We start from the raw sequence: 26,886 nt of genomic DNA, 5'->3' as shown, positions 1-26,886 counted from the left end.
CCTGATGATCGTATCTGCAAATCATGAAAGGCACCGCTAATGCGCTACAACAGGCTCGGAACTACAGGCTTATTCGTTTCCGAATTCTGCCTAGGCACAATGACCTTTGGTAACCCTGCTCCTCAGTACGCGACAGTTGGTGGCGTTCAGCAACATGAGGTTGACCGGATAGCCGGGCGTGCATTCGATGCAGGCATCAACTTCATCGACACAGCGAACGTCTACTCGGGCGGACAGGCACAGGTCGAGTTACCTCAAACCCTCCCAGGCGAGGAATAAGCAGATGTTTCACGCTATGTTCAGCATGCCTTGCCTGTACGTCATCGTCCGGTTTATTTGGCCAATGCCGTGGGCGCTATCGGCCAGAATTGCGGTTGCATTGTTGCTCATCATCGCCTCGCAATATCACCTGTACTGTCGCTTCTCTTCCGGCAGCGTCTTTTCGCCGGAGTTTCCGCGTAGCGTAGTCATACTCTTTAACTGGGCTTTCGGTGCAATTCTGCTCATTGCCGTGCTCCAGATTATCGTCGATCTGGTTACGTTGCTGGCCATGATCATTCAACAGCGATGGCTGACCATTCCAACAGGTCTTCGTTATGGCCTTGGCACTGCTGCGCTGTTGTTGGCAGCACTGGGGGTTCAACAGGCGGTGCGCGTCCCGCCCGTCAAGGATGTCGAATTTGCGATCAAGAATCTGCCTGCGCAATTTGACGGTTACAGAGTCCTGCAACTGACTGACTTGCACATCAGCCGCCTTTTCAACGAGCCGTGGACGCGAGCGGTGGTGAACGATTCCAACACTCTGGGCGTGGACCTGATCGTGGTAACAGGCGATTTGATAGACGGCTCCATTGCCGACAGGACTCAGGATATTGCGGCCCTGCGCGATCTGCATGCACCGGACGGCGTGTATGTGATTCCCGGCAATCACGAATATTTTTTCGACAACGAGGCCTGGATGCAGCACTTCAAGTCGCTCGGAATGATTCCCCTCGCCAACAGCCACACACTGATCGAACGCAATGGAGCGCAGATCGTGCTAGCTGGCGTTACAGATGTAACTGCACCTGAAACCGGCTTCCCGCCGCCAGACCTGAAACAAGCGTTGGCAGGAGCGCCGAAAGACACGCCGGTCATCCTGCTTGACCATCAGCCAAGAAATGCTCGGGACGCCGCCAGCCAAGGCGTGGCACTCCAGCTCTCCGGCCACACTCACGGCGGCATGATCGTCGGGCTCGACAGACTCCTGGCTTTGGCTAACGCGGGTTTTGTTTCCGGACTCTATGAAATCAGCGGCATGCAGCTGTACGTCAACAACGGCACTGCACTGTGGCCCGGATTTGCCATAAGGCTGGGCAGACCCTCAGAGCTTACACGCATCACGCTGCGACGAGCCTCAAGCGCCAACTAGCCGAGGCGGGATAGGCAGTGCGCCAATCTGCTCAAAAAATATCGAGTGAAAAATGAAAAAAGCAAGAATTTACCTTTTGCTGTTGTCTGGCTTTCTAATGAGTGCATGCTCCACAACTACAACGCTCTACAACAATGTGGACTGGCTTGTTTATATTTATATTGATGATTACGTTGACCTGGACAGTAACCAAAAAATGCTGCTGGATGCACGAATCAAAAAATGGCATGCATGGCACCGTTCTACAGAACTCAACAAATATAAAAGTGATCTTGTATCGTTGAAAGAAAAGCTGCAAGTCGCCCCACTCAGTCGAGAACAATGGAGCGACGAGTTCTCGAAAGCCCGGCAGCACGTGCACCGCTTGCGTGATGAAATCAGCCCTGACGCGATAGAGGTCGTTCAACAGCTATCTGATCAACAAATTGATGGACTGCTAAAATTGTGGTCTGAAAATGATCGCAAGGAGATTGATGCATTTACAGAGCAAGGTACCGCGTTAGAACTCCAAGCCCATCAGGAAAAGGTAGAGGACCTGATTGAAAAATATACTGGCCGGCTATCAGCTCACCAGAAAGGCATCGTGCAACGTCACTTGACTCAGATTGAATCAACTTTTATTGAGGACATGGCGTACAGTAAAAGACTAAGAACTGCGGTGGCACAGGCGTTTTCAGACAGCAATAATCCAGCACTGCCCATCGAGTTGAACGCTATAGTCAACAACCTGGATAACTTTAAGTCGCAAACGCTTCTGACTACCAAACAGCGCAATGAATACCGATACACCGAGCTGTTATCAGAATTAAACTCAAGCCTGGATAAAGAGCAAAGAAAGAGGCTTTCAGGAAAAATCGACGCTCATATCGAAACCCTTCAGACCTTAATAAATTAGCCGCCATTAGTACGTCAGCCGAACTGACATCGGCCACAAACCTGCTTTTAATGCCTCATTCCCCCCACATACTGACTCCGCTTCACCCTCACAGGACAAAGCTCAAGACCAAACGGCTTGAATACCGCGTTCATCGACTTGATGGTCTGATTACCTTCTTCATGCTCAATGTGCGCCAAAGTACGAATCGAGATTTTGCACATTTTTGCAAAGGTACGCTGATCCAGCCTGGCGACCATTGTTCGCAGCATCTCCACAGCCTTGCCCATCGAAATTTCGCCATGCCCCAGCATGTTCTCGATGGTGCGAATGAGCTCTTCCCTGGTCATTGCGCTGAAGTCCCGATCACTCATGGCGGCATTTGAATTCATAGAACACCCCAGGCTTGCATCCGGGCTTTAAGGTTGGCCAGCGGGATGCTGGGGTGGCTCCAGATTGCCTCCGGGAGATCTGGCTGAAGGATTTCAGGGAGATGAAGAAACAACGTCGCGTCTTCCCTCAAGCGTTCATACAAGCGAGCGGGATGCACATAGGTGCCCAGGCTCATACAGGCAGCCTCCCAATTGATGTGGTTGGCCAGCTCGATCTGTTTTGGCCATCGTGTCGTTCTGATAATCCCTTCACGGTCTACGGACATCGGAGCCAGGTCATAAATGGGTGCCAGCTTGAAACGGCCCTTCTCACGAATTATTGAGGTGTTCCGACCGTGATTGTCGGTGTTGCCCAATACCTGATTGAGCAAATCGCGGCGCAGGTATTCAGAAACCAGATCCGGGATCTCATCTTCCTGGCCCGCATATCTCCAGATGCTTACCAGCATATCGATGACCTGAAGATGATTCATTTGAACCCCAGGCTCTGAAACACCGGCCAATGAGTAAATGGACTCCACCGCAGAACGCTTAACGCCTTCAGGTGATATTTCACGATCAAAACGCTTCATCCACAGACTCGGCTTGCGGCCTTCGTGAATTGCCAGCCCATCTTGCGAAACCGTATTCAACCCGAGTTGGTAAATCGCCTTGTAGTACAGGTACTCCGCCCGAAGGATCGCGACGTCTTCCCTGAGTGCCTGCCCTCTTGGAAACTTGATAAACCAGTGCTCAGCCGCCTCTGAATCGGGGAGCGATGCATCCGGGTAAAGCAGACCGGTTTTGTCTGCGGTCATCAGAATCTTTGGTGCAGCCCCACCAGCGCCACTGGCACCGCCAATTGCGGCACCTTGATCGTATGCGTAGTCGATGAACTCAGTGCTCAGAGCAATCACCTCATCACGAGGAAATCCAAGACGAGCTGACTGGTCAATCAGGTCGGCTGACTCTTTGATTCGCATGTTGCCGATTGGCGCTGGCGTACAGCGACCGAGCAGAAAGAGATCAGTGGCCAAACCCTCGGGCTTTTCCCCGCCTATTCGCCGCATCAGAGAACTCTTTGCGGCACCCGCAGGCGAGATATCGTGAAGAAATGCTGGCGCGACCTTGAGTGTGTTGTCGTCAAAACCTACCGGGAAGTTGTAGCTGACTGCCGACTCATCCTGTGCCAGAACGTCGGTGATGTGGCGAACGATATAGTCACGGTCATATGTATAAGAACACGGCCCAAGAAAACCTTCCGCCGGCTCTCGAAAGGTGAGATGAAAAGCATCACGCCAGTGGCCTTCATCGTGGATCTGGATTGTGAGCTGCATAGTGCACACCTGCAATATAGTGCAGATGATGATAGGTCAGAGGCTAAAAATGTGCAATTTATTGCAGAAATACGAGTCTTCACGAGCGCTAAGCTGCACTATATTGCAGATGAAGCGATAGATACCCCTTAGCTAATCAGATCAGCCAAGGGACCTATTCATTTTGGGGAAAAGACCCAAGAGGCTGCGCTGGCTGCTTTTTTAGCCCGAGCCTCAGCAGCGGACGACAACTTTACCTGTGTCGAGCGCGCGGCCTTACCAGCTTTCATTTGGCGTACTGAAACCAGCAGGTCTTTCTGAAACTGTTCCATCTCATGATCCATGACTGATCTCCTCTTTCAATTGATTCAGGAAGGCGATCGGCAGCCAGCAGGTTCGTGGCCAACCATAACGATTGCGTATTGCATGCATCCATGAAGAGATGGCCCGAAGACTCTGGCAGACAAGTTTTCATTTGCTTATGAAAAATCCACTCGCTCCACATCATCAACCCCAAGCCTTCTGCGCCGCGCAACCAACGCCCGGCGAAACGAAATTTCCGCATACTCCATAAACAACCGCGCCAGATGATTCAGCCCCTCCTCCTCGCCTTCGCTGCCCACAACAAAATCAAACCCCAGCGCACGCTTGTTCTGCTCGGGCAGTTCTTCCCAACTGTTCATCAGATAGGCGTACATGGCGCTGACGATCTGCTGCTTGCTTAGCGATTGATTTGATCGGCGAGTGGCGCTGACACGCATCTGACGTCGCCTGAGGAAGCCACATCTTTTGCAGGTGGTTTGCGGGGATGAAGGGCGATGTTTCGGGTAGCGGATAGTTGCGTTTTTGCTGTTCATGAAAGCGTCCGTTCTTGATGATCGATACGAGAGATCCATCATTTTTGGGCGCAAACCTTTCAATGAACACACGCTATAGCGTGTGTTCAGCGGTTTTTTACTTCGTTTAAAAATCTGCCGCGCCAAAAGGCGCGGCAGACCACAACCTTACTGCCAGTTCGCAGCAATCACCGCATTCAACGAGGCCTGATAGTTTTCCGACAGTTTCACTTCTCCCGGCGCAGGAGGCGCGAAAGCCGCCATGGCTTCTACCAGTTGATCAACCTGGCCAGCCATCAGGGTCTTGCCATCGGCGGTGCGGAATTGTTCGATCTGTTGGGAATGCTCCCAAGAGCCTTCGCCCCAGAACGACCATTTGGATACCGTCACCTTGTCAGTCGTGCCGATAACGCCGACTTCCAGATCCCAGCCATTCTTGCTGAACCACAGTTGGTCGACAGAAATACCGTCACCGAATTGCAGCACGTCGGTGTTGGCATCCGGGTCGAAATCGTCGATGACGTCCTGGCCGCCGCCGCGCTCGAACTGGTAAAGGTCGTTGCCGCGATCGCCATACAGCCGGTCATTGCCAGCGCCACCGTTCAAGGTGTCCGCCCCGTATCCACCGTACACGACATCATTTCCGGCACCGGCCAACAGAATGTCGTTGCCTGCGTCACCGTTCAGTTCATCGTCGCCAGCACCACCCAACAGGGTGTCGTTGCCGCCCAGACCATACAGTTTGTCGTTGCCGCCAAAGCCGTTTATCACGTCATCAAGAACATCGTCGCCGTACACTGCATCGTTGCCTTGAGAGGCCGTGCCGTTGCTCATTGTCTTGATGGTGCTGGCATTCCAGGTAGTTCCGTCGGCGAACTGGATCTGTTCGATCAGGTTCGCGGTATTGGAGAACCATCCGGAAACCGTCAGCCTGTCATTGGTTCCGGCGATACCGATGTACAGATCGTTCAGACTACGGCTGAGCTGGATGTCGGCTGGCTTGAGGCCTTCGGCAAGTTTGATCACGTCCAGGTTGCCGGCCGAGTTGTCGTAGTCGCTTATCCAGTCCTGCCCGGCGCCGCGATAGAACAGGTAGGTGTCGTTGCCTGCATCGCCATACAGGCTGTCATCACCGGCACCGCCATCGAGAATGTCTGCTCCGGCTCCGCCATAGAGTTTGTCGTTGCCAGCGCCGCCATTGAGGGTGTCGTTGCCCGAAACCCCGTAGAGCGTGTCGTCACCGCCCAACCCGTCGAGGACGTCGGCGATGGACTCTTCACCTTGCAGGACATCGTTGCCCTCGCTCGCCACACCTTTGACCATGGCCTTGAGGGCGGTCACATCCCAGACTGTGCCGTCCGCGAATTGCACCTGCTCGATCTGCGAATCGGTGGAGTAGAACCAGTCGCGAACGGTGATTCTGTCCGATGTACCGATGATCGCCAGTTCGAGGTTGTCGCCCACGCGCGAAGCCTTGATGTCGCTCGGACTGATGCCTTGCGCCAGCCTGATCACATCGAGGTTGCCGGACGTCCAGTCGCGATCATTGATCTGGTCCTGGCCACCCCCACGCTGGAACAGATAGATATCGTTGCCCGAGCCACCATACAGGGTGTCGTTGCCCGCCCCACCATCCAGCGTATCAATGCCCATGCCGCCATCGAGCATGTCATTGCCAGCGCCACCGATGAGCACATCGTTGCCGGCCTGACCGTACAACTGGTCATTGCCGCCAAGCCCGTCGAGGCGTTCGCCCGTCTCGTCGCCGTAGATTGTGTCAGCGGCTTCGCTGGCCACGACCAGCGACAGGCGCTTGAGGTCAGCCACGGACCAGACGGTTCCATCGGCGAACTCGACGCGCTCCACCTGATAACTGGAACTGGTGTAGTCGTAGATCTTCATCCAGTCACTGGTGCCGTTGATGGAAAGGATGATATCGGTCCTGTCACGCTTGACGCTGACATCGCCGGGAGCGATGCCTGCTGCAACCTTGATGGTGTCGACATTACCTGTGGTCGAGTCGAACTCGTTGATCGTGTCCTGCCCCATGCCGCGGTAGAAGCGATACGTGTCATTGCCCGCATCACCCGACAATCTGTCATTGCCCGCGCCACCATCGAGAATGTCATTGCCATCACCGCCGTACAGCCAGTCGGCGCCATCGCCGCCGTTCAATACGTCGTTGCCAGCCCGGCCATAAAGGGTGTCGTCACCGCCCAGCCCATTGATGGTGTTGGCCAGCGCATCGCCATTGAGGTAATCGCCGCTTTGGGTGCCAGTGAACAATCCGGTTTGTGCGTCTACTACGATATCGAACACATCGTTGACCACTGCGCCAGCAAGATCCGTGGCCGAAACCTTGACCGAAACGGTTCCCAGGCTTGCGGGCGTACCGCTGAAAGTCCGGGTGGCCGCATCGAATTTCAGCCACGCCGGAAGCGCCTGACCATCGGCCAATTGAGCGGTAATGCTCAAGGTATCCGCAACGTCCACGTCGGTGAAAGTGCTTGCCGGTAGCGCGAAGCTCAGGAGAGTGCCTGCCGTTGCGGCCTGATCGACAACGGCCCTGGTCAGGGTCGGCGCGTCGTTGGTATTGCTGATCTTGACCTCAAAGCTGTCGCTGATGGACAGACCGGCCTTGTCGGTTGCCGTGACGCGAATCGACAGGTTACCCACCGCGCTGTTATCGGGCGTGCCACGGAAGGTACGGCTGCTGGCATCAAAACTCAGCCACGCGGGCAGAGGTTTGCCATCGGCCAGGGTTGCGTTCAGTTTCAGGGAGTCGCCGCTGTCCGCATCGACAAAGGCGTTGGCTGCCAGGGTCAGGACGAAGCCGCTGTCTTCTGCCACGTTCTGGTCGGCAATCTCCTGCGTCAGGGTCGGTGCGCGGTTGGCCTGGGTCGCCATTGTTGCGGTGTTCCAGACGGTGCCGTTGGCAAACTCGATGCGCTCGATGCTATGCCCGCGGTCAGCGGTCCAGCCTGAGATGATCTGCTGGCCATCGTTCAGGCGCAGCACCATGCCTTGCGCCGAGTGATCGACTGCAACGTCGCGTTCATTGATGCCCGCTTCAAACACGATGCTGTCCACGCCACCGCTGGCATCCAGGCTTTCATTGATCGAGTCCTGGCCATGGCCGACGCCGAACACGTAGCGGTCATTGCCTTTGCCGCCTTGCAGGAAGTCATCGCCAGCACTGCCGTACAGGCGGTTGTTGTGTTCGTTGCCGAACAGTTCGTTGGCCTGCGCGTTACCCGTGGCATTCAAGGCCGAACCGGACAGACTCAGGATCTCGACATTCGCCGCCAGGCTGTAGTCGATCGTGGAAATGACCTTGTCGCTGCCTGCATCGGCATCTTCGATGACGACATCGCCGAGGTTGTCGACGAAGTAGGTGTCATTGCCCAGCCCGCCGATCATCAGGTCGGCGCCTTGCGCTCCGTCGAGGCGGTTATCGGCGATATTGCCGCGCAGGATATTGTCGACGCTGTTGCCCGTGGCATTGATGTTGGCAGTGCCGGTCAGGTTCAGGTTTTCCAGGTTACTGGCTAACGTGAAGGAAACCGAGGCGTTGACCGTATCGGTGCCTTCGCCTTGCGATTCGACGATGCGGTCGGAGCCATCATCAACCACATAGGTATCGTTGCCCAGGCCGCCGATCAATACATCGGAGCCACCGGCACCGTCCAGCACGTTGTCGGCGCTGTTACCCACCAAGCGGTTGGCCAAACCATTGCCGGTGCCGTTGATCGCCGCATTGCCCAGCAGTTGCAGGGATTCGACTTCATTGGCCAGGGTATGGCTGACGCTGGACTTGACCAGATCATAGCCACCGCCCACCACTTCCTTGATCACATCACCGGCGTTGTCGACGATGTAGGTGTCATCACCTGTACGACCTTCCAGAGTATCCGCACCGGCACCGCCATCGAGGGTATTGCCACCCGCATCGCCGATCAGCAGATCGTTGGCAGCAGTACCGCTGAGCAGCACTTTGGGTTGCGCAGCGCCCTGACCAAAAATGAAATTGGCGGCGGACAATTGATTGGCAGTGACGCCTTTGAGGGTCAGGTACTGGCTGCCGCTGGCCATCGCACCCAGCCAGACTCGCAGGTATTGCTCGCCATCCACCGTCACGGAACTGAAGTTCAATTCGGCAAAGCTGCTCACCGCACGAATTTGGGAAAGGTCAATTTTCTCGGCCGGATTGGCCACCTCGAAATCGTCGATCAGGTTGGCCATGATGCCCTGCGAAGCGCTCGCCCGCAGGTCTTCGACCACGACAAAACGATCATTCCCGGCACCGCCTGCCACCGAGGCACCCGTGTGCGTAGCTGCACCGCCCAGGTTGATGTTCGGAGCCAGCAACGTGGTGCTCGCGTGGTCAGCAATGCCGTGATCGCCCTCAAGGTAGATCACATCGTTACCGGCATCGCCTCCGAGGTAATCCAGCCCGGCACCGCCGTACAGCACGTCATCGCCAGCACCACCGCGCACCACATCGTTGCCTTCGCCACCGTTCAAGGTGTCGTTGCCGCCGACAGTGGAAGCCGTAGAGCTTTCGCCAACCAGCACATCGTCACCCATACCGCCGGAGATCACGTCGGCTCCCGTTCCACCGAAGACGCGTTCGCCGCCATCGTTGGTCCAGTAGAGGAAGCCATTGCTGGTGTCCGGCAGGATTCGTTCGGTCACCGTGCCGTCGAGCCCGAAACCGAAGCCGGAATAACGCTCCAGCTGGCTCAGGCTCACGCCATCCGGCACGTGCACGAAACTGCTCAGCGTCAGGCCCTGAGACTGAACGTTTTTCAGCAACAGGGCTTGCCCGTCACCCAGCGTCAAGCGGGTGTCCGCGCCTTGCTGGATGATGCCCATCGTGGAATACACATCCGGACCGAAGCCGGACAGGACGATGCGGTCGGTGCCGATGACAAAGTCGGTCAGGGTATCAACGTCGCCCGCGTTCTTGTCGATCACAAAGTAGTCGGTATCGGCGCCGCCGCTCAGGGTGTCATTGCCCTGCCCGGCGATCAGCGTATCGACACCGGCACCGCCCGACAGCAGATCATCGCCGCGCCCACCCGAGAGATGGTTATCCGCCGCGTTGCCGGTCAGCGTGTCGCCAAACTCACCGCCGATCAGATTTTCGATCTGGCCTGGATTGCTAATGGTCAACCGGGCTCCGGCCAGGGTCGCCTGGCCTTTGGAAAGGTCGATAACGCTGGCGCTGGCAATCGCCGCGGCGTTGATCGTGTCTACGCCGCCATCGGTGTCATTGAGCACATTGCGTCCACCTGCAGCGGCCAACTGCGCGTATTCATTGGTGTAGATGTACTGGTCGTCGGACGTGCTGCCCTGACCGTACACGTTCATGCTCCAGCTATTGAGCGTGCCGGTGTCGCCGGTCACCGTATCGATGACTTGCAGCGTCCAGTTGCCCTGAGCCTTCTCGCCGCGCAGCAGTGCGGTGTCGAAAACGTAGTTCAGGGTTGATGCGCCAGCAAAGTCGGCATTGCCACGATCACTCGCCGCGCTGCCAGGCGCCTTGCCCGGGCGGTTCATCAGGATGGATTCAGTACCGGACGGCGAGATCAGTTTGAGGATCAGATCACCCGGCCTGGAATGCGTCAGGCTGACTTTGACTTCAACATGCTCGATAGCGATATCGACATTACCCAGGGCCAGCGAATGGCTGATCCCTGCACCTTGTCCATCGGTGATGGCGCGGTTCAGCGTGCCCGAGTCCAAAGGCTGGGTCAGGCTGAATTCATTGCCGAAGGTTTGCTGGGTATTCCAGGTTTCGGCCAGACGCACCGCCGCGCGGGCATCGACTTCGCCATAACCATAGTCGTGGCTGACGTGCATGCCGCCGCCGTTCCAGTTCTGGCTGCCGTTGTCCTGCCAGGACGTTGCAGGGTCGGCTACCTTGCGTGCTGAAAGCGCCAGGATCTGCTGGACGTCGCGATAGCCCAGCTCAGGGTTGGCTTCGAGCATCAGCGCGACGATGCCGGAGACAATCGGCGCAGCAAAGCTGGTGCCCTGCGAAACACTGGTATCGGCACCAAACGTGGAGCCATTGTCGTTCTGCACCAGACGCGAAGTGGAGGTCACGTTCGAGCCAGGCGCACTGACCAGAATGCTCGCACCCGGGCTGGAGAACGGCTGCCCACCGAACTGCAATGCGCCCAGGTCAGTGCTGGCATTGATTGCGCCAACCACGATGCTGCTGCGGCTGTTGGAAACGTTCGAGTAGTTGGCATTGCCGCCTTGCTGCCGGTCGTTGCCGCCAGCCGTGACAATCACGGTCCCCAGGCCATCGCGGCCCTCTTGCAAGGCCTTGAAATGCGGCGTCGGCATCAATCCCAGTTGAGCCGGGGAAAACTTCAGGTCGAAAGGAATGCTACTTCCCCAACTGTTGTTCACCACGTCATATTCATGCATGCGGGACATGGTGCTGAAGTCGTCTTTATTGACCCAGTAACCGGCAATCGTGGCGTCATAAGCCACACCCACACTGCCTTCGCCATTGCGGGAGGCGACCATCACCCCGGCCACCAGCGTGGCGTGATCGCTGAACACCCCGCCGCTGCCTTCGCCCGCCATCTGCCCCGGCGTGGCATTGGCCAGCCAGTTCTTGTCGATGTTGTCTTTCAGGTCGGCATGACGGTAATCGAGAATTTCCTTGGTCGTACCGAAAGGGCTGGTGGTTTCGATCTGGGCAATCCTGACGCCTTTACCGGTGTAATCCTTCCAGACCGGAAGAATATTGGCCTGGGACAGATACCACTGATCGGTCACCAGCGGGTCGTCAGGCAGATCGGTAGTCTTGAGATAAACCGCGGCGCGCATCGTCGCGCTTTCGCCGGTGCCCATGTTGACGACCGTACCGGCTTCATTGCCCTTGGCATCGGCGACGGTGTATTTGAAGCCCATGATGCCGGTAAAGGTTGCATCCGGCGTAAACAGCACATCGCCCGCCTGAGTCACACTTGCCGTGCCGCCCACGACATCGAACAGGCCGGTGATGTGCAGCGCATCATGTTGCCAGTCGATGTCGTTCTGCAGCAGTTGCTCCTTGCCGATCAGATGCGCACTGCTGCGCTCAAAAGCGGCACCGGCCTTGTCGTTGCTCAGGACATCCTTGACCAGCAGCGGGTTCTCGATGCCTTCGCTGGTAGCGCTCGGAATCTCTACCAGCTTGAGGTTTCTGAAGTTGACCTTTTCGACGTTCTGCAGGAAATCGGTACCATCGCGACCGGCCACGGTGTCGCTGATCCAGACGCCTTCTGCCGTTCGTGTCAGACGGTAGTCGGCAAAGTCGCCAGACAGCTCGACGACGTCCAGGCCGTCTCCGCCATCGATCACGTCATCACCCGCACCGCCGATCAGCACATCGTCACCGGCGCCGCCTTTGAGGTTGTCGTCATCCTGACCGCCGTCGATGAGGTCGTTGCCCTGGCCGCCTTGAATTCGGTCGTTGCCACGATGCCCGCGCAATACATCGTTGCCGGCTCCACCCAGAATGACGTCGTTACCATCCTCACCCGACAACGCATCATTGGCGTACCCACCGATGAGTACATCATCGCCGTCGCCGCCGCGCATATAAACCGTGCTGGACCCGCCGCCGATGAAGGTGTCATTGCCACGACCGCCCTGGGCAATCTCCACACCGGCATCTGCCAGATTCAGATAAACACCTTTATCGCCCAGAACCTGAACGATATCGGTGCCATCTCCTCCATGGATATTCTCGGACAGGTCGTCGCCATCGATCAGTAGAACATCGTCTCCGGCCCCACCATAGAACGTATCGCTACCTTGGCCACCGGCCAGCCAGTTGGTCTGGGCATCGCCTTGCAACACATCATTGCCCGAGCCGCCAGTCGCATTGGTTACGCCCTTCGATGCCACATCGATGTGTTCACCCGTTGTGGAAGAAGAGGCATAACCACTCACAGGAGAGACGTTACCTCCACCCTGCGTAGAGATCACAGTGCCTGTGCCGTTTGCGGTAAAGACATGACCATTGGGGTTGGCCAGAAAGTTGGCGGCAATGGCTTCCTTGCTCACGCCGTTCTGAACAAAGGTTCCTCGTGCGAGAACTTCGTTACCGTCACGCACTTCGCCGCTTTGAGCCACACTGTTCAAGTTGATCCGGGTAATACCCAGCTCTGCAAATGACTTCAGTTCGCTCTTTTCATTGGCGTCCACTGAGCCATTACCATTGGCATCATCCCAGCTCTTTCCATCGTGGTTGGCGTCGACCCAGACTTTGACACTCGACCAGGCATCATCACGGTTATCGAAAACACCGTCAGCGTTACTGTCCAGGCTCGCCAAGGCAGTAAATCCGTTCGAGAAACGTTTTTCTCCGGCATTGCCGTCTTTGCCCGCTACCCCACCGAAATACTCGGAAAGTGTTTCGCTGATATTGTCGATCTTGCCATTGGCGTTGGCGTCTACAACAACGATGCCGTCTTCAGGGCTTACCCAACCCGTTTCTTCCAGGCTGCCGCCATCGTTGTCGGCATCAAACAGTACCGGTGCACCGAGGTAATCCGTCAACCTTACGCCATCACCATTCAGGTCCAACACCAGCGGATCCGTCGGTAACGTCACGCGGGCACTTGCATCGCCCGAGTTCAAAAGTGCGGCCAAAGTACTGCCATAGGTCATACCTTGGGTTGAGTTACGCAGACTGAAATCAAATACGTCCTTGACGGTGTTGACATTACCCGGGCGATAACCGTCCGCCAGAATCTGCGTTGCTGCGTTGGTAAACGTATTGTTGATCCAGTTGCCTTGATACTGATTCAGATTGAGCTTGTTGGCGTCGTAACTCAGGTTCCAGCCGCCACCACTGTTGATCAGGCCCTGAGCAACTTCAGCGGCTGCGGCATCGTGATCAACGGATTCCTTGTATTTGATCCCAGATGCAAGATCGGTATTCAATGAGAAATCATTGTTTGCCATACCGCCGCTTAGGTCACTGGAATTCAGCCACAAGCTGCTCTGACTGCCGTCATATACAACTCCGCCTCGCGCCATGTCTCCACGGATTATTTCTGCGCCAAAACCATTTAAAAGCGCTTCGATATTGTCCAGATTGTTACCTGGAAAAAGGTCACCCTGTTCATCGTTCGGGTTGTAGCCAAGGACTTTCAACGAGGCGTATACGAAATCAACACAGCTGTTAGTCAACAGATTGTATGTCGCTGAATCGAAACCACCTGCTGGCGGATTACTGGAAAAATTCATCAGGGCCGTGTACTGCGACTCTGTCAGCTTGACGGTAACCTCATAAAGAGTTTCCTGGTACGCGCTGTCATCATCCATGACGACTTGACCAGGCCCGAACATTTCATCAAGCCTCGAGGCGAACCCGAAGCTCTTGCTGGCTACGCCATCGCTTACGCTGTACCACATGTGCCCACCGGGCGAATCATGAAGATCGCCCGCTTTATGGTCGCTTTTATCCTGTTGGTAAACATAGTCGGCACCAACACCAGCAACCTTGTAAGTAACACTGTAGCTCTTTTCCACCGTCTTAGAGTCCTTTCGCTATTTTAAAAATCTAAATCTTGGGGCTGTAGTAAGAAAACTCTACGTACCCTTCCGTACCACGGAATGCGTCAACTTTATCCACCGTCGAAACTTCGACCGTGTAATCCCCAGGGAGAAGAGCAAAATGCTTTATATCTCTGACCTGCGTAGACTTGTATTTACCCTCGTACTCAAATGCCTGCCCCGAGTCAATGCCCGTGGTGACTAAAACCTCATCAAAAAACAACTGACCATCTTTCAGAACACGCAAATGGACAGGAATGGGAACACCGCCCTCGTTATAAAGCCCGCCGCCCCATACTGCTTTCTGATGATCGATATCGGAGGCTTTTTCACTCCACACAAATAACAGAGCAACTCTATAGCCACCACGCTCAGCCACGCGAAACTGCGCAGAGACTTTCTGATTGGCCAAAGAAAGATTGACAGGCTTGACTATCAACACCGGACTTGAGCAACCCACAAGGAAACCCGACAAAAAGAGAGCGAAAAAATTTTTAATGAAAGACACACTTGACTCCTTCTTCCCATTGGTGAGCAAACCCGGTCCATAACAACGATAAATTGCTCATGAAAAATCGCGCTCAAAAACAAAAATCACCATCAAAAACAAACCATGCGAAACAACCGACACTCTGGCTATCCACAGCCCGATTTTTTTCAAATAACGTGCGCTGACCAGCCACCCGAAAAAAGCCAAAGCGCCTCCAAGCCACCCGGCCTGTGAAAACGCAAAGTTTTCTATAAGGAACGTCACGAAGTTCCAGCTACCACCGATGCCATAAACCCAGACCAGATAGCAAAAAGCAGAAAGCGGAACACTGCAGCCCCAGATAAACAGAGAGGCCGCATGTTGTGGCTTATATTTGATAGCCATAAAAGTTGAAAGCAACAACCCTAGATAAATATAGATATCCAGGCCTGCGAGAAAAATTCTGAACTCATCCATTAGTAACCCGCTCCCTGCGCTTACAACCGCAGCCCTTCAGTTGGGCTCCAAAAAGCGACCGACGTACGTCTGCGCCATCGTCGATCAAGCGTCGCTACTTGGGTTTCCTGCACCGAAAAGGCACATAGCCAGCAAATGTAACGATGGCGATACAATCCTGCAAGTTAAGTTTTTTGTTCGTAAAACAGGCAAATAACCCATTTTTCAGGCATAAACCTTTCTGGCCACAAGAAACCGGACAGGTTCGTGTGCTTCAACCTGCGGTTCTAGATAACTCGCACGCCACACCCGACCAGGAAGTCTCCTTCAATGAAACTCCGCCACCTGTTCCTCGCGATCCTGATTACCGCTATCTGGGGCCTCAATTTTTCGGTCATCAAGCTTGGCCTGACCTCAGTTGATCCGTTCATCCTTGCAGGTCTGCGCTTTACGCTCTGTGCGCTGCCTGCGATCTTTTTCATTCCCAAACCTGATGTCGCGTGGCGTTACATCATCGGTTACGGGTTGATTTTCGGCATAGGTCTTTGGGGTGTCGTCAATCTGGGGATCAAGTCCGGGCTGTCGGCGGGGATTGCTTCGCTGGTGTTGCAGTTCAGTGCGTTTTTCACGATGTTGCTGGGGGCCTGGGTGTTCAAGGAAACCATCACGCGCTACCAGCTTGCAGGGATTGGCGTTGCGCTGTGCGGGCTGTTGAGCATCATCTTTATTGCGGATGGCTCGGTCACTGCGGCCGGGTTGATGCTGGTACTGCTGGGCGCGGCGGCCTGGAGTGTCACGAACATCATCACTAAAAAGGCCAATACCCCGCAGGTATTTGCCTTTGTGGTCTGGTCCAGCGCGTTTTCGCCGATCCCGCTTTTCCTGCTCGACTATATCGTCAACGGCACCAGCGGCTACTCTGCGCTGTTCAACCAGATCGACCACCGTGCCGTTCTATCGATCCTGTTTCAGGTTTACCCCAACACCTTGTTCGGCTATTGGGTCTGGAACTCGCTGCTCAAGCAATACCCGGTATCCACCGTTGCGCCGCTGTCACTGTTGGTGCCTATATTCGGGATTCTGGGCTCAGTGATGATTTTCGATGAAAGCCTGTCGCCGATGAAAATCGTTGCCGTGGGCCTTATCGTGTCGGGCCTGGCCGTCGGTCTTTACGGGCAACGCATCCGCAACGCCTTGTTCACTGGCCGCAGCCGTCCTCTGGCTTGACCGATGATTCATGAACAACGGGCAGCGTCACCGGTCGAAACGATCGTCCTCAAACATTCCGAGGTTCCCGCATGAGCAATACTTCTTATACGCCTCCAAAAGTCTGGCAGCCTGCGTCATCCGGCGGCACCTTCGCCAATATCAACCGCCCGGTTGCCGGTCCCACCCACGACAAGGAATTGCCGGTCGGCAAGCATCCGCTGCAGTTGTATTCGCTGGCCACGCCCAACGGGGTGAAGGTCACCATTCTGCTGGAAGAGTTGCTGGCACTTGGGCACAGCGGTGCCGAGTATGACGCCTGGCTGATCAAGATTTCGGAAGGCGATCAGTTCTCCAGCGGCTTTGTCGGGGTCAATCCCAACTCCAAGATCCCTGCGCTGCTGGATCGCAGCCAGGAGACGCCGGTGCGGGTGTTCGAGTCCGGGTCGATCCTGCTGTATCTGGCGGAGAAGTTTTCCAGCTTCCTGCCCAGCGATCACGCAGGCCGGACGGAAACCCTGAACTGGCTGTTCTGGCAGATGGGCGCAGCGCCGTATCTGGGCGGCGGGTTCGGGCATTTCTATGCCTATGCACCGGAAAAGATCGAGTACGCCATCAACCGTTTCGCGATGGAGGCCAAACGTCAGCTCGATGTGCTGGACCGTCGCCTTGGAGAAAGCCGCTATCTGGCCGGCGATACCTACACCATTGCCGATATCGCAGTCTGGCCATGGTACGGCGCGCTGGTGCAGAACCAGGTGTATTCGGCTGCGCAGTTCCTGTCCGTGCATGAATACCCGAACCTGCTGCGCTGGACCGAAGAGATCGCTGCACGCCCAGCCGTGATACGCGGCAAGAAGGTCAATCGCACATGGGGCGATGAAGCGGATCAGGTTCCAGAGCGGCATCAGGCGTCTGATTTGTAGGAGAGAATTTATTCGCGAGAGTCCCGTGAGAGCGATAGATTTTCTTTGGATCTACAGGCGTATCGCGGATAAATCCGCCCCTACATTTTTAATGCTGATCAGTTTTGTTTGTGCCTCAACTGATCGGCATTATCACTTCAGGGTGTCCAGCTCATCCGACAAGGCTGCTTCGATCTGGGCAATACTTGGCAGACTTTGTGTCAGTGTCTCCGGCAAGTCTCGCAGTAACTGATATTCCGCGACGCCCATGGGTTTACCGAAGCCGGATAAAGCGTAATCCGCGACCAGACGGTTGTGCTGTCGGCACAGCAACAGACCGATGGTGGGCTTGTCATCCTCAGCCTTGATCTGCGCATCGACCGCGGCCAGATAAAAGCTCAGTTGCCCTGCGTGCTCGGGCTTGAATGATTTGGCCTTGAGTTCTACCACCACATAGCACTTGAGCCGGGTGTGGTAGAACAGCAAGTCGATGAAGAACTCGTCACCCGCCACTTCCAGCCGAAACTGACGCCCTACAAATGCAAAACCTGCCCCCAACTCCATCAGGAAACGGGTGATGTGCTGAATCAGTCCATTCTCGATCTCTCGCTCCCGAGCGTCATTACCCAGGCCAAGAAAATCAAACAGATACGGATCTTTCAATACTTGCCGGGCAAGAGCCGAGTCATCGGAGGACAAGTGCATATCGAAGTTGGAGACGGCCCCGCCCTGACGCAGGTGCAAGCAGCTCTTGATATTGGCTTCCAGCGTGCTGCGCGACCAGCCATGCTCCACGGCCTGCACCGCATACCATTCTCGATCCGGGGTGTTATTCAGCTTGGTCAGCAGGGTTACGATGTGGAACCAGGGTAATTGGTCAGCAGGCTGCTGACCAAATTGACCATCAGGGCAATGCTGTGCAAAAAAACGCATGTATTTAAGGTTGCTGGCAGACCAGCCTTGCATATCAGGGAAGGCATCTTTCAAATCATCAGCCAATTGCTGGATAACTTTTGCTCCCCAACCCTGATTCTGTTGCCGTTTCTGGATATCCAGCCCAATCCGGTGATACAACATGACCAGCTCACTATTCACCGCCAGAGCCGCACGCTGCCGCGCCCTTTTGATATCGCCCTTGAGCGACATTAACCAATCGCTATACCCCTCGGGCTGAACAGACGTCGTACTATTGCTCACAAGCCACCTCTTATATCGTTCAAATACAAGAGGCAGCGCATGATAATCACCCGTGACGGCAGGCTGTATGCAGGATGCTTCTGAATCTTGTGCCTCCGCTGTCCGGCAAGCTGAAATCCCTTTTTCCAGGTAGTTCGGAGCCCCGCAATGCCCCAAGACAAAGACCCGCTCGCCCAGACTGCGCTGTCCCAATCTGGCCGGAGCGCCAGCAGCGGGCCGGGCATTGCGGTCAATCCGCCAGTAGTGCGTATGAGCACCGTGCTGTTCGACAGCCTGCAGAGCCTGCGCGAGGCTGAAGCACGGACCGCCGGGCCGGATCGTTCGCTGACCTATGCCGCCAATGGCAATCCGACAGCCTTTGCCTTGCAGGATCTGGTATCCGAACTTGAAGGCGCCCACGGCACTTGCCTGTACTCAACCGGTCTGGCGGCAGCGGCGCAGATGTTTCAGGCCTTTGTGCAGCCGGGCCAGCATGTGCTGATCACCGAGGCGGTATACGGTCCGGTCCGGCGACTGGTCAGGACCTGGATGACTGCATTCAATATCGAGTTCGATTTCTACGCCGCCGATGGCAGTAATGTCGAATCACTGATCAAACCCAATACGCGAATGATCTACGCCGAAGTCCCCGGTTCGCTGACCTTTGACATGTGCGACCTGCCCGCTCTGTCGCGGCTGTGCAAGGCACATGATCTGCTGCTGGCTGTGGATAACTCCTGGGGTTCGGGAGTGCTGTTCAAGCCGCTGGAACTGGGCGCGGACATTTCCTTGATGGCGCTGACCAAATACATCGCCGGGCACTCGGATGTAATGATGGGCAGCGTCAGCACCACCGAAGCGCACTGGAAAACCCTCAAGACCATGAACACCGCCGTGGGCAATACCGTCAGCCCCGACGATGCCTATCTGGTTCTGCGTGGCGCCCGCAGTCTCGCGGCGCGCATGCAGATGCACGAACGCCATGCCCTGCAAATCGCGCAATGGCTGCAGAGCCATGAGCAAGTGGCTCGCGTGCTGTATCTCGCTCTGCCGGAAGATCCCGGACATGCCATCTGGAAGCGGGACTTCCATGGCTGTAACGGCTTGCTGAGTTTTGAGTTCAAGACTGCCGATCGTCAGGTGCTGGACCGTTTTGTCGGAGCCTTGAAGCTGTTCGGGGTCGGTTACTCATGGGGCGGCTTTGAAAGCCTGGTGTCCGAGGTCGATCACTATGGCGCGCGGGAACAAGGCCTGCCGATGCTGCGCCTGCAGATCGGCCTGGAAAACCCGGATGACCTGATCGAAGACCTCAAGGCCGGATTTGCCGCCGCGCTGAACTGATGTTTTCAGCGAGTCACCTATAAACAGAAGCGCATGGCCAGCCACTCAGCTCGCTCAAGCGTTTGCCCCACGGCTGCGGCTCTGCTAGTGTCGCGCCGGTTTAACCTGCACCGGGAATGCCGCCATGGCCCGCAAGAAAGCTGCACTGGATTTCGAACAATCCCTTACCGATCTGCAAACGCTGGTTGAGCGTCTGGAGAACGGCGAGCTGTCGTTGGAAGACTCATTGACCGCTTTCGAGCAAGGCGTGCGCCTGACACGTGACTGTCAGAATGCCCTCGCTCAGGCCGAGCAGAAGGTCCAGGTGTTGCTGGAGCGCGACGGCGAACTGGCCGAAGAGCACTTCGATGCGGAACAACCCGAATGATCGCGAGCTATCAGGCCATAAGCCAGGTTCGCGTCAACGCGGCACTCGATGGCCTGTTCACTGCCCCGAGCCCGGAGCTGACCCGCCTTTATGAGGCCATGCGTTATAGCGTGATGAATGGTGGCAAACGTGTCCGTCCACTGCTGGCTTACGCAGCCTGCGAAGCGCTGGGCGGCGTTGCCGAGGATGCCAATGGCGCGGCCTGTGCGGTCGAGCTGATTCATGCCTATTCACTGGTGCATGACGATCTGCCAGCCATGGACGACGACGATCTGCGTCGCGGCCAGCCTACGACCCACAAAGCCTTCGATGAAGCCTGCGCGATTCTGGCCGGTGACGGCCTGCAAAGCCTGGCGTTCAGCGCCCTGCTCGATCCGCGCCTGAGTTCACGGGATGCCGAAACCCGCTTGCAGATGGTCAGCACTCTGGCGCAGGCCGCAGGCCCTGCCGGAATGGTCGGCGGACAAGCCATCGATCTGGGTTCGGTCGGCTTGAAGCTCGATCAGGCAGCGCTGGCGTTCATGCACCGGCACAAGACCGGCGCGCTGATCGAAGCCAGCGTCCGCCTCGGCGCACTGGCCAGCGGCCACGCCGATGCTTCGCGACTCGATGCCCTGCAGGTCTATGCCCGCGCCATTGGTCTGGCCTTTCAGGTGCAGGACGATATTCTCGACGTGGAAAGCGACACCGCAACCCTGGGCAAACGCCAGGGTGCTGATATTGCCCGCGACAAACCGACTTACCCCGCACTGCTGGGCCTGGAAGCGGCCAAGGCCTATGCGCTGGAGCTGCGCGACCAGGCACTGAATGCCTTGCGACCTTTCGACGCAGCCGCAGAGCCGCTGCGCGAACTGGCGCGTTACATCGTCGAGCGCCGCAACTGACAGCGACAACCGAACGTCAGGCGTGCTGAATCAACCCTGCAAAATCCGGTCTGATTTATCACACCTGCGTATCTGCAGATGCACTTCATGGGCAGCTTGCGATGCATAAGGTAAACTGCCGCCTCTTTTACTAATAACGATTCGCCTGATGCCCACGACGTTCAAAGAGATTCCCCGCGAGCGCCCGGTTACGCCGTTGCTCGACCGTGCAGATACACCGGACGGCCTGCGCCGTCTGGGTGAAGCCGAGCTGGAAACCCTGGCCGATGAACTGCGCCTGGAGCTGCTCTACTCCGTAGGGCAGACCGGCGGGCATTTCGGTGCCGGCCTTGGCGTCATCGAGCTGACCATCGCCCTGCATTATGTGTTCGATACCCCGGATGACCGCCTGGTCTGGGACGTCGGTCATCAGGCCTATCCGCACAAGATCCTCACCGGTCGCCGCCAGCGCATGTCCACCCTGCGCCAGAAGGACGGCGTTGCCGCATTCCCGCGCCGCAGCGAGAGCGAGTACGACACCTTTGGCGTCGGCCATTCCAGCACCTCCATCAGTGCCGCGCTGGGCATGGCGATTGCCGCCCGACTGCAAGGCGTCGACCGCAAGTCCATCGCGGTGATCGGCGATGGCGCCCTGACCGCCGGCATGGCTTTCGAGGCGCTGAACCATGCGCCGGAAGTCGCCGCGGACATGCTGGTGATCCTCAACGACAACGATATGTCGATCTCACGCAATGTCGGCGGGCTGTCGAACTATCTGGCCAAGATCCTTTCCAGTCGTACTTACACCAGCATGCGCGAAGGCAGCAAGAAAGTGCTGTCGCGCCTGCCCGGTGCCTGGGAAATCGCACGGCGCACCGAAGAGTACGCCAAGGGCATGCTGGTCCCCGGCACCCTGTTCGAGGAGCTGGGCTGGAACTACATCGGCCCGATCGATGGCCACGACCTGCCGACCCTGATCGCCACCCTGCGCAACATGCGCGACCTCAAGGGCCCGCAGTTCCTGCATGTGGTGACCAAGAAAGGCAAAGGCTTCGCGCCGGCCGAGGTCGATCCGATCGGCTACCACGCCATCACCAAGCTCGACCCGCTGAATGCGCCCGCCGCACCGAAAAAGGCCAGCGGGCCGAAGTATTCCGGCGTATTCGGTCAGTGGCTCTGCGACATGGCCAAGGCCGACTCGCGGCTGGTGGGCATTACCCCGGCCATGAAAGAAGGTTCGGATCTGGTCGAGTTCAGCGAACGCTTCCCGAGTCGCTACTTCGACGTCGCGATTGCCGAGCAGCATGCGGTCACCCTCGCCGCTGGCATGGCCTGTGAAGGCAGCAAGCCGGTAGTGGCGATCTACTCCACATTCCTGCAGCGCGGCTATGACCAACTGGTCCACGATGTCGCAGTACAGAACCTCGACGTGCTGTTCGCCATCGACCGCGCTGGCCTGGTGGGTGAAGACGGCCCGACCCACGCGGGCAGTTTCGATCTGTCTTACCTGCGTTGCATTCCCGGCATGCTGGTGATGACGCCGAGCGACGAAAACGAACTGCGCCAGATGCTCAATACCGGTTACCTGTACGAAGGTCCGGCAGCAGTGCGTTACCCGCGCGGCACCGGCCCGAATGCCGTGATCGACAATGGCCTGGAGCCTGTCGAGATCGGCAAGGGCGTGCTCCGTCGTCAGGGCCAGGGCGTTGCCATGCTGGTATTTGGCGTGCAACTGAGCGATGCGCTGGAAGTCGCGGAAAAAATCGATGCCACCGTGATCGACATGCGTTTCGTCAAACCTCTGGACGAAGCCCTGATCCGCGAAGCGGCAGCCAGTCATGAGTTGCTGGTGACCATCGAAGAAAACGCCATCATGGGTGGCGCAGGCGCGGCGGTCAGCGAGTTTCTGGCGCGGGAGAACATCCTGAAATCCGTATTGCATCTTGGCTTGCCGGACATTTATGTCGAGCACGCCAAGCCGGCGCAGATGCTTGCCGAATGCGGTCTGGATGCCGAAGGGATCGAAGCGGCCATCAATGCGCGACTGGCGTTGATCGGCGGCTGATACGGTACCCAACAAAAAGGCGCTCGATGAGCGCCTTTTTTGTGCCTGAACGGTTTATCCCAACTGCGGAGGAATCCGGTACAGGTAGAACAGGGCCACGGTAGAGAGCGCGAGCAGGAACACCGGTACCGGCTCAAGCCCGATGAACAAGGCGCCTGCGGCAACCCAGGCGGGAATACCGGCGAACAGAAAGGCAATCCGCCGAGTGGCCGCCAGCCTGAGCCAGGCGGCGGTTTCCTCGGGCGTGTCCAGCGCGGCCTGGGTAGCAATCAAGGCACGCTTGAAGGCACCGAATGGCTTGAGACTCAGGAACATCGAGGCGACGCCAGCGATGAACAACGGCATCGCCAACATGTGAATCAACGCTTCGCGAGTATCCAGAAAGAGACACACCACCAACAATGGCGCAAGACTCAGGCCCAGTTGCTGCCACCAGGCCAGCGCCATGCGTCTGCGCACATTGTTGCGGTTCACGCCGGATCGACCTCACTCTGGTGCTCATTGCCCATCATGTGTCCCAGCTTGCCGGCCTTGGTGGCCAGATACAGTTTGTTGTGCGGGTTGTGGCCGGTGTGCAGCGGCACACGCTCGGCCACCTTGATGCCCATCTCGGTCAATGCCTTGACCTTGCGCGGGTTGTTGGTCATCAGTCGCAGGGAATCGACCTTCAGATGTTGCAGCATCGGCAGGCAGATCGCGTAATCGCGCTGATCGGCTGCAAAACCCAGCCGCTCATTGGCTTCGACGGTATCGGCGCCGCCGTCCTGCAACTCGTAGGCCCGGATCTTGTTCATCAGGCCTATGCCGCGACCTTCCTGACGCAGATACAACAGCACACCGCGGCCTTCGGTCGCGATGGCGCGCAGGGCTGCTTCCAGTTGAGAGCCGCAATCGCAACGCTGGCTGAACAAGGCATCGCCCGTCAGGCATTCGGAATGCACCCGGCCCAGAACAGGAGCACCATCGGCAATATCACCCAGGCTCAGAACCACGTGCTCGCGCCCGGTTTCCGACTCGAAAAAGCCATTCATGGTGAATTGTGCAAAAGGGGTGGGCAGCTTGGAAGCGGCGACAAATACGACGGGCACCGTGTGCTCCTAGTAGTAGAAGACTGGAAATTCGCAAGGGCTGATTGTAACAGCACGTTCCTGGAGACGCTTAGGCTGAATTCTCACCCATTCATATCAAAAAGCTAGATCAATCCCCACGCCCAGACCAGTCCCTGCATGGAAAACCAGGCAAAAACGCCGGCCAGGACGTCATCGATCATGATTCCGACGCCACCATGGACATGCCGGTCCAGCCAGCGAATCGGCCATGGCTTGAGGATGTCGAAAAAGCGAAACACCACAAAGCCCACCAGCAACCAGACCCAGCCTTCAGGGACCAGCCAGAGGGTTATCCACATCCCGACCATTTCGTCCCAGACGATACCTTCATGGTCGTGTACCCCAAGATCGTCCGCGACCTTGCCGCACAGCCAGAAGCCGAACAGCATGGTAATGCCGAGCATCAGCCAGTAACCCCAGCCCGGCAGCATCTGCCACAAGGGGATGAACGGCAGGGCGACTATCGAGCCCCAGGTTCCAGGGGCCTTGGGCAAGGTGCCCGAGCCGAAACCAAAGGCCAGAAAATGCCAGGGATTGGTCCACACCGACGGTGGTACAAACTCGGCCGAAACCTGTTCGGGCTTGTCTTTCACGGTTCACTCCGAAAATGCTGATAGCCCTGAGCGACAGGCGTTATTTCCTGCCCATCGGCATCCATCAGCGCAACACCCTGCCCATGGACAACCCGACCGATCACCTGCACCGGCCAGCCTGCATCGAGCAGGCCCGACAGATGCTCAGGCGGCAGCGTGAAGGCCAGCACATAGTCATCGCCACCACTGAGCGCAACCTGTTGAGCCGTGGGCAGATCAAACAACTCTAGCAAGGGCCTGGACATTGGCAGCCGGTCGCGCTCGACCAACAGGCGAACGCCCGACGACCGGGCGATATGGCCACAATCGGCGAGCAGGCCATCGGAGATGTCCAGTGCCGCAGTCGCCTTGCCGCGCAACGCCTGTCCCAGCGCCAATTGCGGTTGTGGCGACCAGTAACGCGCCAGCAGAGGCTCGGCAATCGACGGCGCGGCCCGGCGCTGATCGAGGACCAGGGGCAAGGCCCCGGCGCCATCGCCCAGAGCACCGCCGACACACAGCAGATCGCCTTCACGGGCCCCGCTGCGAGTCAGCGCCTGCCCGCCGGGCACGGCGCCGAATACCGTCAGCGTCAGGCTCAATGGCCCGCGTGTGGTATCGCCACCAACCAACCCCAGTGAGCAGTTCTGTGCCATCACGTTCAGGCCCTGGGCAAAGGCCTGCAACCACGCGGCATCGACCTGAGGCAGGGTAAGGGCAAGGGTGAAGGCCACAGGACGAGCGCCCATGGCCGCCAGATCGCTGGCAGATACCGCCAGGGCGCGCTGGCCAAGCAGAAAGGGATCGCAGGCGTCGGGGAAATGCACCCCGGCCACCAGCGTATCGGTGGAAATCGCCAACTGCTCGCCGGGCGCCAACGCCAGCAGCGCGCAGTCGTCGCCGATCCCCAGGGCAATCCCTTCGCCGCCCTGCGCACAGGGCGCGGCAGCGAAGTAATTGCGGATCAGCTCGAATTCACCCATGTGAGGTACAGGCGCCGATCAGCGCTTGTTGGCCTTCACTTCAGCTTCACGCAGACGAGGCGCCAGCTTGTCCAGTACACCGTTGACGAACTTGTGGCCGTCGGTGGAACCGTAGACTTTTGCCAGCTCGATGCCTTCGTTGATCACAACGCGGTAAGGCACGTCGATGCGCTTGAGCAGCTCGAAGGTGGACAGACGCAGCACCGCCAGCTCGACCGGATCGAGTTCTTCGATGGTCAGGTCAAGGCAAGGCTTGAGGGCGACATCGATTTCGGTCTTGTGGGTGGCAACCCCGTGCAGCAGCTCACGGAAATAAGCACCATCAACGTTGCTGAAATCGTTATCGACGCGGAACTGCGCCTCGATTTCGTTCAACGAGTGACCTGCCATGTGCCATTGGTACAACGCCTGGGTCGCGAGCTGACGCGCTTCGCGACGCTTGGCGCTCTTGCCCTTGGCGGCCTCGGGAGACTTGGCGTCGCGCGGGTTGAACTGATCGCTATCGTCGGAAATCACTTGGCCTCCAACTGCGACAGCAGACTGACCATTTCAATGGCAGACAGTGCAGCTTCAGCGCCCTTGTTACCGGCCTTGGTGCCGGAGCGCTCGATGGCTTGCTCGATGGAGTCGACAGTCAGTACGCCGAAAGCGACCGGCACGCCAGCGTCCATGGAAACCTGAGCCAGGCCTTTGACGCACTCGCCCGCCACGTATTCAAAGTGTGGAGTACCGCCACGGATCACCGCGCCCAGGGCGACGATGGCCGAGAATTCCTTGCGCTGGGCAACTTTCTGCACAACCAGCGGAATCTCGAAAGCACCCGGTGCACGGATGATGGTGATGTCGCTTTCGCTCACGCCATGGCGAACCAGGGCATCGACGGCGCCGCTCACCAGGCTTTCCACGACGAAGCTGTTGAAACGGCCAACTACCAAGGCATAGCGGCCTTGTGGGGCGATGAAGGTACCTTCGATGGTCTTCAAGGTCATTCGGGTG

22 protein-coding genes and 1 pseudogene are annotated in these 26,886 nt (G+C 57.3%); 9 read left to right on the top strand and 14 right to left on the bottom strand.

The genetic code is table 11. The annotated features are described in order from the left end of the window. Positions 1 to 39: 39 nt before the first annotated feature. The 3 genes from ALQ04_RS27765 to ALQ04_RS25360 are packed head-to-tail and all read left to right on the top strand — an operon-like array spanning position 40 to position 2,306. Positions 40 to 279: an aldo/keto reductase gene (locus tag ALQ04_RS27765; RefSeq protein ID WP_122318556.1), complete on the top strand. Its 240-nt coding sequence runs from the start codon at positions 40 to 42 to the stop codon at positions 277 to 279. A 4-nt stretch (positions 280 to 283) separates the two neighbouring features. Beyond that, positions 284 to 1,411 carry a metallophosphoesterase gene (locus ALQ04_RS25365; RefSeq protein ID WP_122318555.1) on the top strand — a complete coding sequence of 376 codons (1,128 nt, stop codon included), beginning with the start codon at positions 284 to 286 and terminating at the stop codon, positions 1,409 to 1,411. Between the two features lie 52 nt (positions 1,412 to 1,463). Further along, positions 1,464 to 2,306 carry a DUF6279 family lipoprotein gene (locus tag ALQ04_RS25360; protein WP_122318554.1) on the top strand — a complete coding sequence of 281 codons (843 nt, stop codon included), beginning with the start codon at positions 1,464 to 1,466 and terminating at the stop codon, positions 2,304 to 2,306. 47 nt (positions 2,307 to 2,353) lie between these two features. Here ALQ04_RS25360 and ALQ04_RS25355 read toward each other — a convergent pair whose 3' ends face one another. The 7 genes and pseudogenes from ALQ04_RS25355 to ALQ04_RS25325 form a co-directional block, all read right to left on the bottom strand. Further along, positions 2,354 to 2,677 (bottom strand): transcriptional regulator, encoded by a 324-nt coding sequence (locus tag ALQ04_RS25355; protein ID WP_259645088.1) that lies wholly within the window; start codon positions 2,675 to 2,677, stop codon positions 2,354 to 2,356. Then, positions 2,674 to 3,993, bottom strand: coding sequence for a HipA domain-containing protein (locus ALQ04_RS25350; RefSeq protein WP_122318553.1), 1,320 nt, complete (start codon positions 3,991 to 3,993; stop codon positions 2,674 to 2,676). The genes ALQ04_RS25355 and ALQ04_RS25350 overlap by 4 nt, the downstream gene beginning before the upstream one ends. Positions 3,994 to 4,169: 176 nt before the next feature. Beyond that, positions 4,170 to 4,316, bottom strand: a pseudogene (locus ALQ04_RS25345) (transcriptional regulator); the annotation flags it as partial. A 135-nt stretch (positions 4,317 to 4,451) separates the two neighbouring features. Further along, positions 4,452 to 4,829, bottom strand: a complete 378-nt coding sequence (locus ALQ04_RS27420) for a hypothetical protein (RefSeq protein WP_259645087.1) — start codon at positions 4,827 to 4,829, stop codon at positions 4,452 to 4,454. 147 nt (positions 4,830 to 4,976) lie between these two features. Further along, complete coding sequence (locus ALQ04_RS25335) at positions 4,977 to 13,763, bottom strand: calcium-binding protein (RefSeq protein ID WP_183142275.1); 8,787 nt, start codon at positions 13,761 to 13,763, stop codon at positions 4,977 to 4,979. Between the two features lie 622 nt (positions 13,764 to 14,385). Beyond that, positions 14,386 to 14,886, bottom strand: a complete 501-nt coding sequence (locus ALQ04_RS25330) for a DUF5625 family protein (protein ID WP_122318551.1) — start codon at positions 14,884 to 14,886, stop codon at positions 14,386 to 14,388. A 57-nt stretch (positions 14,887 to 14,943) separates the two neighbouring features. Then, positions 14,944 to 15,324, bottom strand: a complete 381-nt coding sequence (locus tag ALQ04_RS25325; RefSeq protein WP_122318550.1) for a hypothetical protein — start codon at positions 15,322 to 15,324, stop codon at positions 14,944 to 14,946. A gap of 309 nt (positions 15,325 to 15,633) precedes the next feature. On the opposite strand from ALQ04_RS25325, the gene ALQ04_RS25320 reads away from it, so the two are divergent. Together ALQ04_RS25320 and yghU are read left to right on the top strand one after the other, a co-directional pair. Further along, positions 15,634 to 16,530 carry an EamA family transporter gene (locus ALQ04_RS25320; protein ID WP_122318549.1) on the top strand — a complete coding sequence of 299 codons (897 nt, stop codon included), beginning with the start codon at positions 15,634 to 15,636 and terminating at the stop codon, positions 16,528 to 16,530. Positions 16,531 to 16,601: 71 nt separating this feature from the next. Continuing rightward, complete coding sequence (gene yghU, locus ALQ04_RS25315) at positions 16,602 to 17,435, top strand: glutathione-dependent disulfide-bond oxidoreductase (protein ID WP_122318548.1); 834 nt, start codon at positions 16,602 to 16,604, stop codon at positions 17,433 to 17,435. Positions 17,436 to 17,567: 132 nt separating this feature from the next. Here yghU and ALQ04_RS25310 read toward each other — a convergent pair whose 3' ends face one another. Beyond that, positions 17,568 to 18,560, bottom strand: a complete 993-nt coding sequence (locus ALQ04_RS25310; protein ID WP_122318547.1) for a YhcG family protein — start codon at positions 18,558 to 18,560, stop codon at positions 17,568 to 17,570. Positions 18,561 to 18,758: 198 nt separating this feature from the next. Here ALQ04_RS25310 and metC point away from each other — a divergent pair, with 198 nt between their 5' ends. The 4 genes from metC (at position 18,759) to dxs (ending at position 23,226) form a co-directional block, all read left to right on the top strand. Continuing rightward, the gene (gene metC, locus ALQ04_RS25305) at positions 18,759 to 19,931 is read left to right on the top strand and encodes a cystathionine beta-lyase (RefSeq protein ID WP_122318546.1); all 1,173 of its coding nucleotides are present in this window, start codon (positions 18,759 to 18,761) and stop codon (positions 19,929 to 19,931) included. A gap of 124 nt (positions 19,932 to 20,055) precedes the next feature. Then, positions 20,056 to 20,298, top strand: coding sequence for an exodeoxyribonuclease VII small subunit (locus ALQ04_RS25300; RefSeq protein ID WP_122318545.1), 243 nt, complete (start codon positions 20,056 to 20,058; stop codon positions 20,296 to 20,298). Beyond that, entirely contained in the window at positions 20,295 to 21,182 is an 888-nt protein-coding gene (gene ispA / locus ALQ04_RS25295) for a (2E,6E)-farnesyl diphosphate synthase (RefSeq protein WP_122318544.1), read from the top strand. Before ALQ04_RS25300 ends, ispA begins: the two co-directional genes overlap by 4 nt. A gap of 148 nt (positions 21,183 to 21,330) precedes the next feature. Continuing rightward, positions 21,331 to 23,226 (top strand): 1-deoxy-D-xylulose-5-phosphate synthase, encoded by a 1,896-nt coding sequence (dxs, locus tag ALQ04_RS25290; RefSeq protein WP_122318543.1) that lies wholly within the window; start codon positions 21,331 to 21,333, stop codon positions 23,224 to 23,226. A 54-nt stretch (positions 23,227 to 23,280) separates the two neighbouring features. Here the strand turns inward: dxs and ALQ04_RS25285 are convergent, their stop codons facing one another. The 6 genes from ALQ04_RS25285 to ribE all read right to left on the bottom strand — a co-directional run bounded on the left by ALQ04_RS25285 (position 23,281) and on the right by ribE (position 26,879). After that, a complete protein-coding gene (locus ALQ04_RS25285) occupies positions 23,281 to 23,700 on the bottom strand; it encodes an MFS transporter (RefSeq protein WP_122318542.1) in 420 nt (139 codons plus the stop codon). Next, positions 23,697 to 24,314, bottom strand: coding sequence for a GTP cyclohydrolase II (gene ribA, locus ALQ04_RS25280; protein ID WP_122318541.1), 618 nt, complete (start codon positions 24,312 to 24,314; stop codon positions 23,697 to 23,699). The genes ALQ04_RS25285 and ribA overlap by 4 nt, the downstream gene beginning before the upstream one ends. Before the next feature lie 104 nt (positions 24,315 to 24,418). After that, positions 24,419 to 24,928, bottom strand: a complete 510-nt coding sequence (locus tag ALQ04_RS25275) for a phosphatidylglycerophosphatase A (RefSeq protein WP_122318540.1) — start codon at positions 24,926 to 24,928, stop codon at positions 24,419 to 24,421. Beyond that, positions 24,925 to 25,890: a thiamine-phosphate kinase gene (gene thiL, locus ALQ04_RS25270; RefSeq protein ID WP_122318539.1), complete on the bottom strand. Its 966-nt coding sequence runs from the start codon at positions 25,888 to 25,890 to the stop codon at positions 24,925 to 24,927. Before thiL ends, ALQ04_RS25275 begins: the two co-directional genes overlap by 4 nt. Positions 25,891 to 25,908: 18 nt before the next feature. After that, positions 25,909 to 26,406, bottom strand: coding sequence for a transcription antitermination factor NusB (nusB, locus tag ALQ04_RS25265; RefSeq protein ID WP_122318538.1), 498 nt, complete (start codon positions 26,404 to 26,406; stop codon positions 25,909 to 25,911). Further along, complete coding sequence (gene ribE, locus ALQ04_RS25260) at positions 26,403 to 26,879, bottom strand: 6,7-dimethyl-8-ribityllumazine synthase (protein ID WP_122318537.1); 477 nt, start codon at positions 26,877 to 26,879, stop codon at positions 26,403 to 26,405. Before ribE ends, nusB begins: the two co-directional genes overlap by 4 nt. Positions 26,880 to 26,886: the final 7 nt, after the last annotated feature.

The sequence above is a fragment of the Pseudomonas cichorii genome, assembly GCF_003700275.1.
In the GTDB taxonomy this organism is placed as follows: Bacteria; Pseudomonadota; Gammaproteobacteria; order Pseudomonadales; family Pseudomonadaceae; genus Aquipseudomonas; species Aquipseudomonas cichorii_B.
Note: the sequence above shows the minus strand (reverse complement) of the source record. Positions and strands in the feature narration are given on the sequence as shown.

Bases quoted from the DNA above. Each gene is read 5' to 3' on its own strand.
- ALQ04_RS27765 (WP_122318556.1), top strand. From the start codon at position 40: ATGCGCTACAACAGGCTCGGAACTACAGGCTTATTCGTTTCCGAATTC.
- ALQ04_RS25365 (WP_122318555.1), top strand. From the start codon at position 284: ATGTTTCACGCTATGTTCAGCATGCCTTGCCTGTACGTCATCGTCCGG.
- ALQ04_RS25360 (WP_122318554.1), top strand. From the start codon at position 1,464: ATGAAAAAAGCAAGAATTTACCTTTTGCTGTTGTCTGGCTTTCTAATG.
- ALQ04_RS25355 (WP_259645088.1), bottom strand. From the start codon at position 2,677: ATGAATTCAAATGCCGCCATGAGTGATCGGGACTTCAGCGCAATGACC.
- ALQ04_RS25350 (WP_122318553.1), bottom strand. From the start codon at position 3,993: ATGCAGCTCACAATCCAGATCCACGATGAAGGCCACTGGCGTGATGCT.
- ALQ04_RS27420 (WP_259645087.1), bottom strand. From the start codon at position 4,829: ATGAACAGCAAAAACGCAACTATCCGCTACCCGAAACATCGCCCTTCA.
- ALQ04_RS25325 (WP_122318550.1), bottom strand. From the start codon at position 15,324: ATGGATGAGTTCAGAATTTTTCTCGCAGGCCTGGATATCTATATTTAT.
- ALQ04_RS25320 (WP_122318549.1), top strand. From the start codon at position 15,634: ATGAAACTCCGCCACCTGTTCCTCGCGATCCTGATTACCGCTATCTGG.
- yghU (WP_122318548.1), top strand. From the start codon at position 16,602: ATGAGCAATACTTCTTATACGCCTCCAAAAGTCTGGCAGCCTGCGTCA.
- ALQ04_RS25310 (WP_122318547.1), bottom strand. From the start codon at position 18,560: ATGTCGCTCAAGGGCGATATCAAAAGGGCGCGGCAGCGTGCGGCTCTG.
- metC (WP_122318546.1), top strand. From the start codon at position 18,759: ATGCCCCAAGACAAAGACCCGCTCGCCCAGACTGCGCTGTCCCAATCT.
- ALQ04_RS25300 (WP_122318545.1), top strand. From the start codon at position 20,056: ATGGCCCGCAAGAAAGCTGCACTGGATTTCGAACAATCCCTTACCGAT.
- ispA (WP_122318544.1), top strand. From the start codon at position 20,295: ATGATCGCGAGCTATCAGGCCATAAGCCAGGTTCGCGTCAACGCGGCA.
- dxs (WP_122318543.1), top strand. From the start codon at position 21,331: ATGCCCACGACGTTCAAAGAGATTCCCCGCGAGCGCCCGGTTACGCCG.
- thiL (WP_122318539.1), bottom strand. From the start codon at position 25,890: ATGGGTGAATTCGAGCTGATCCGCAATTACTTCGCTGCCGCGCCCTGT.
- ribE (WP_122318537.1), bottom strand. From the start codon at position 26,879: ATGACCTTGAAGACCATCGAAGGTACCTTCATCGCCCCACAAGGCCGC.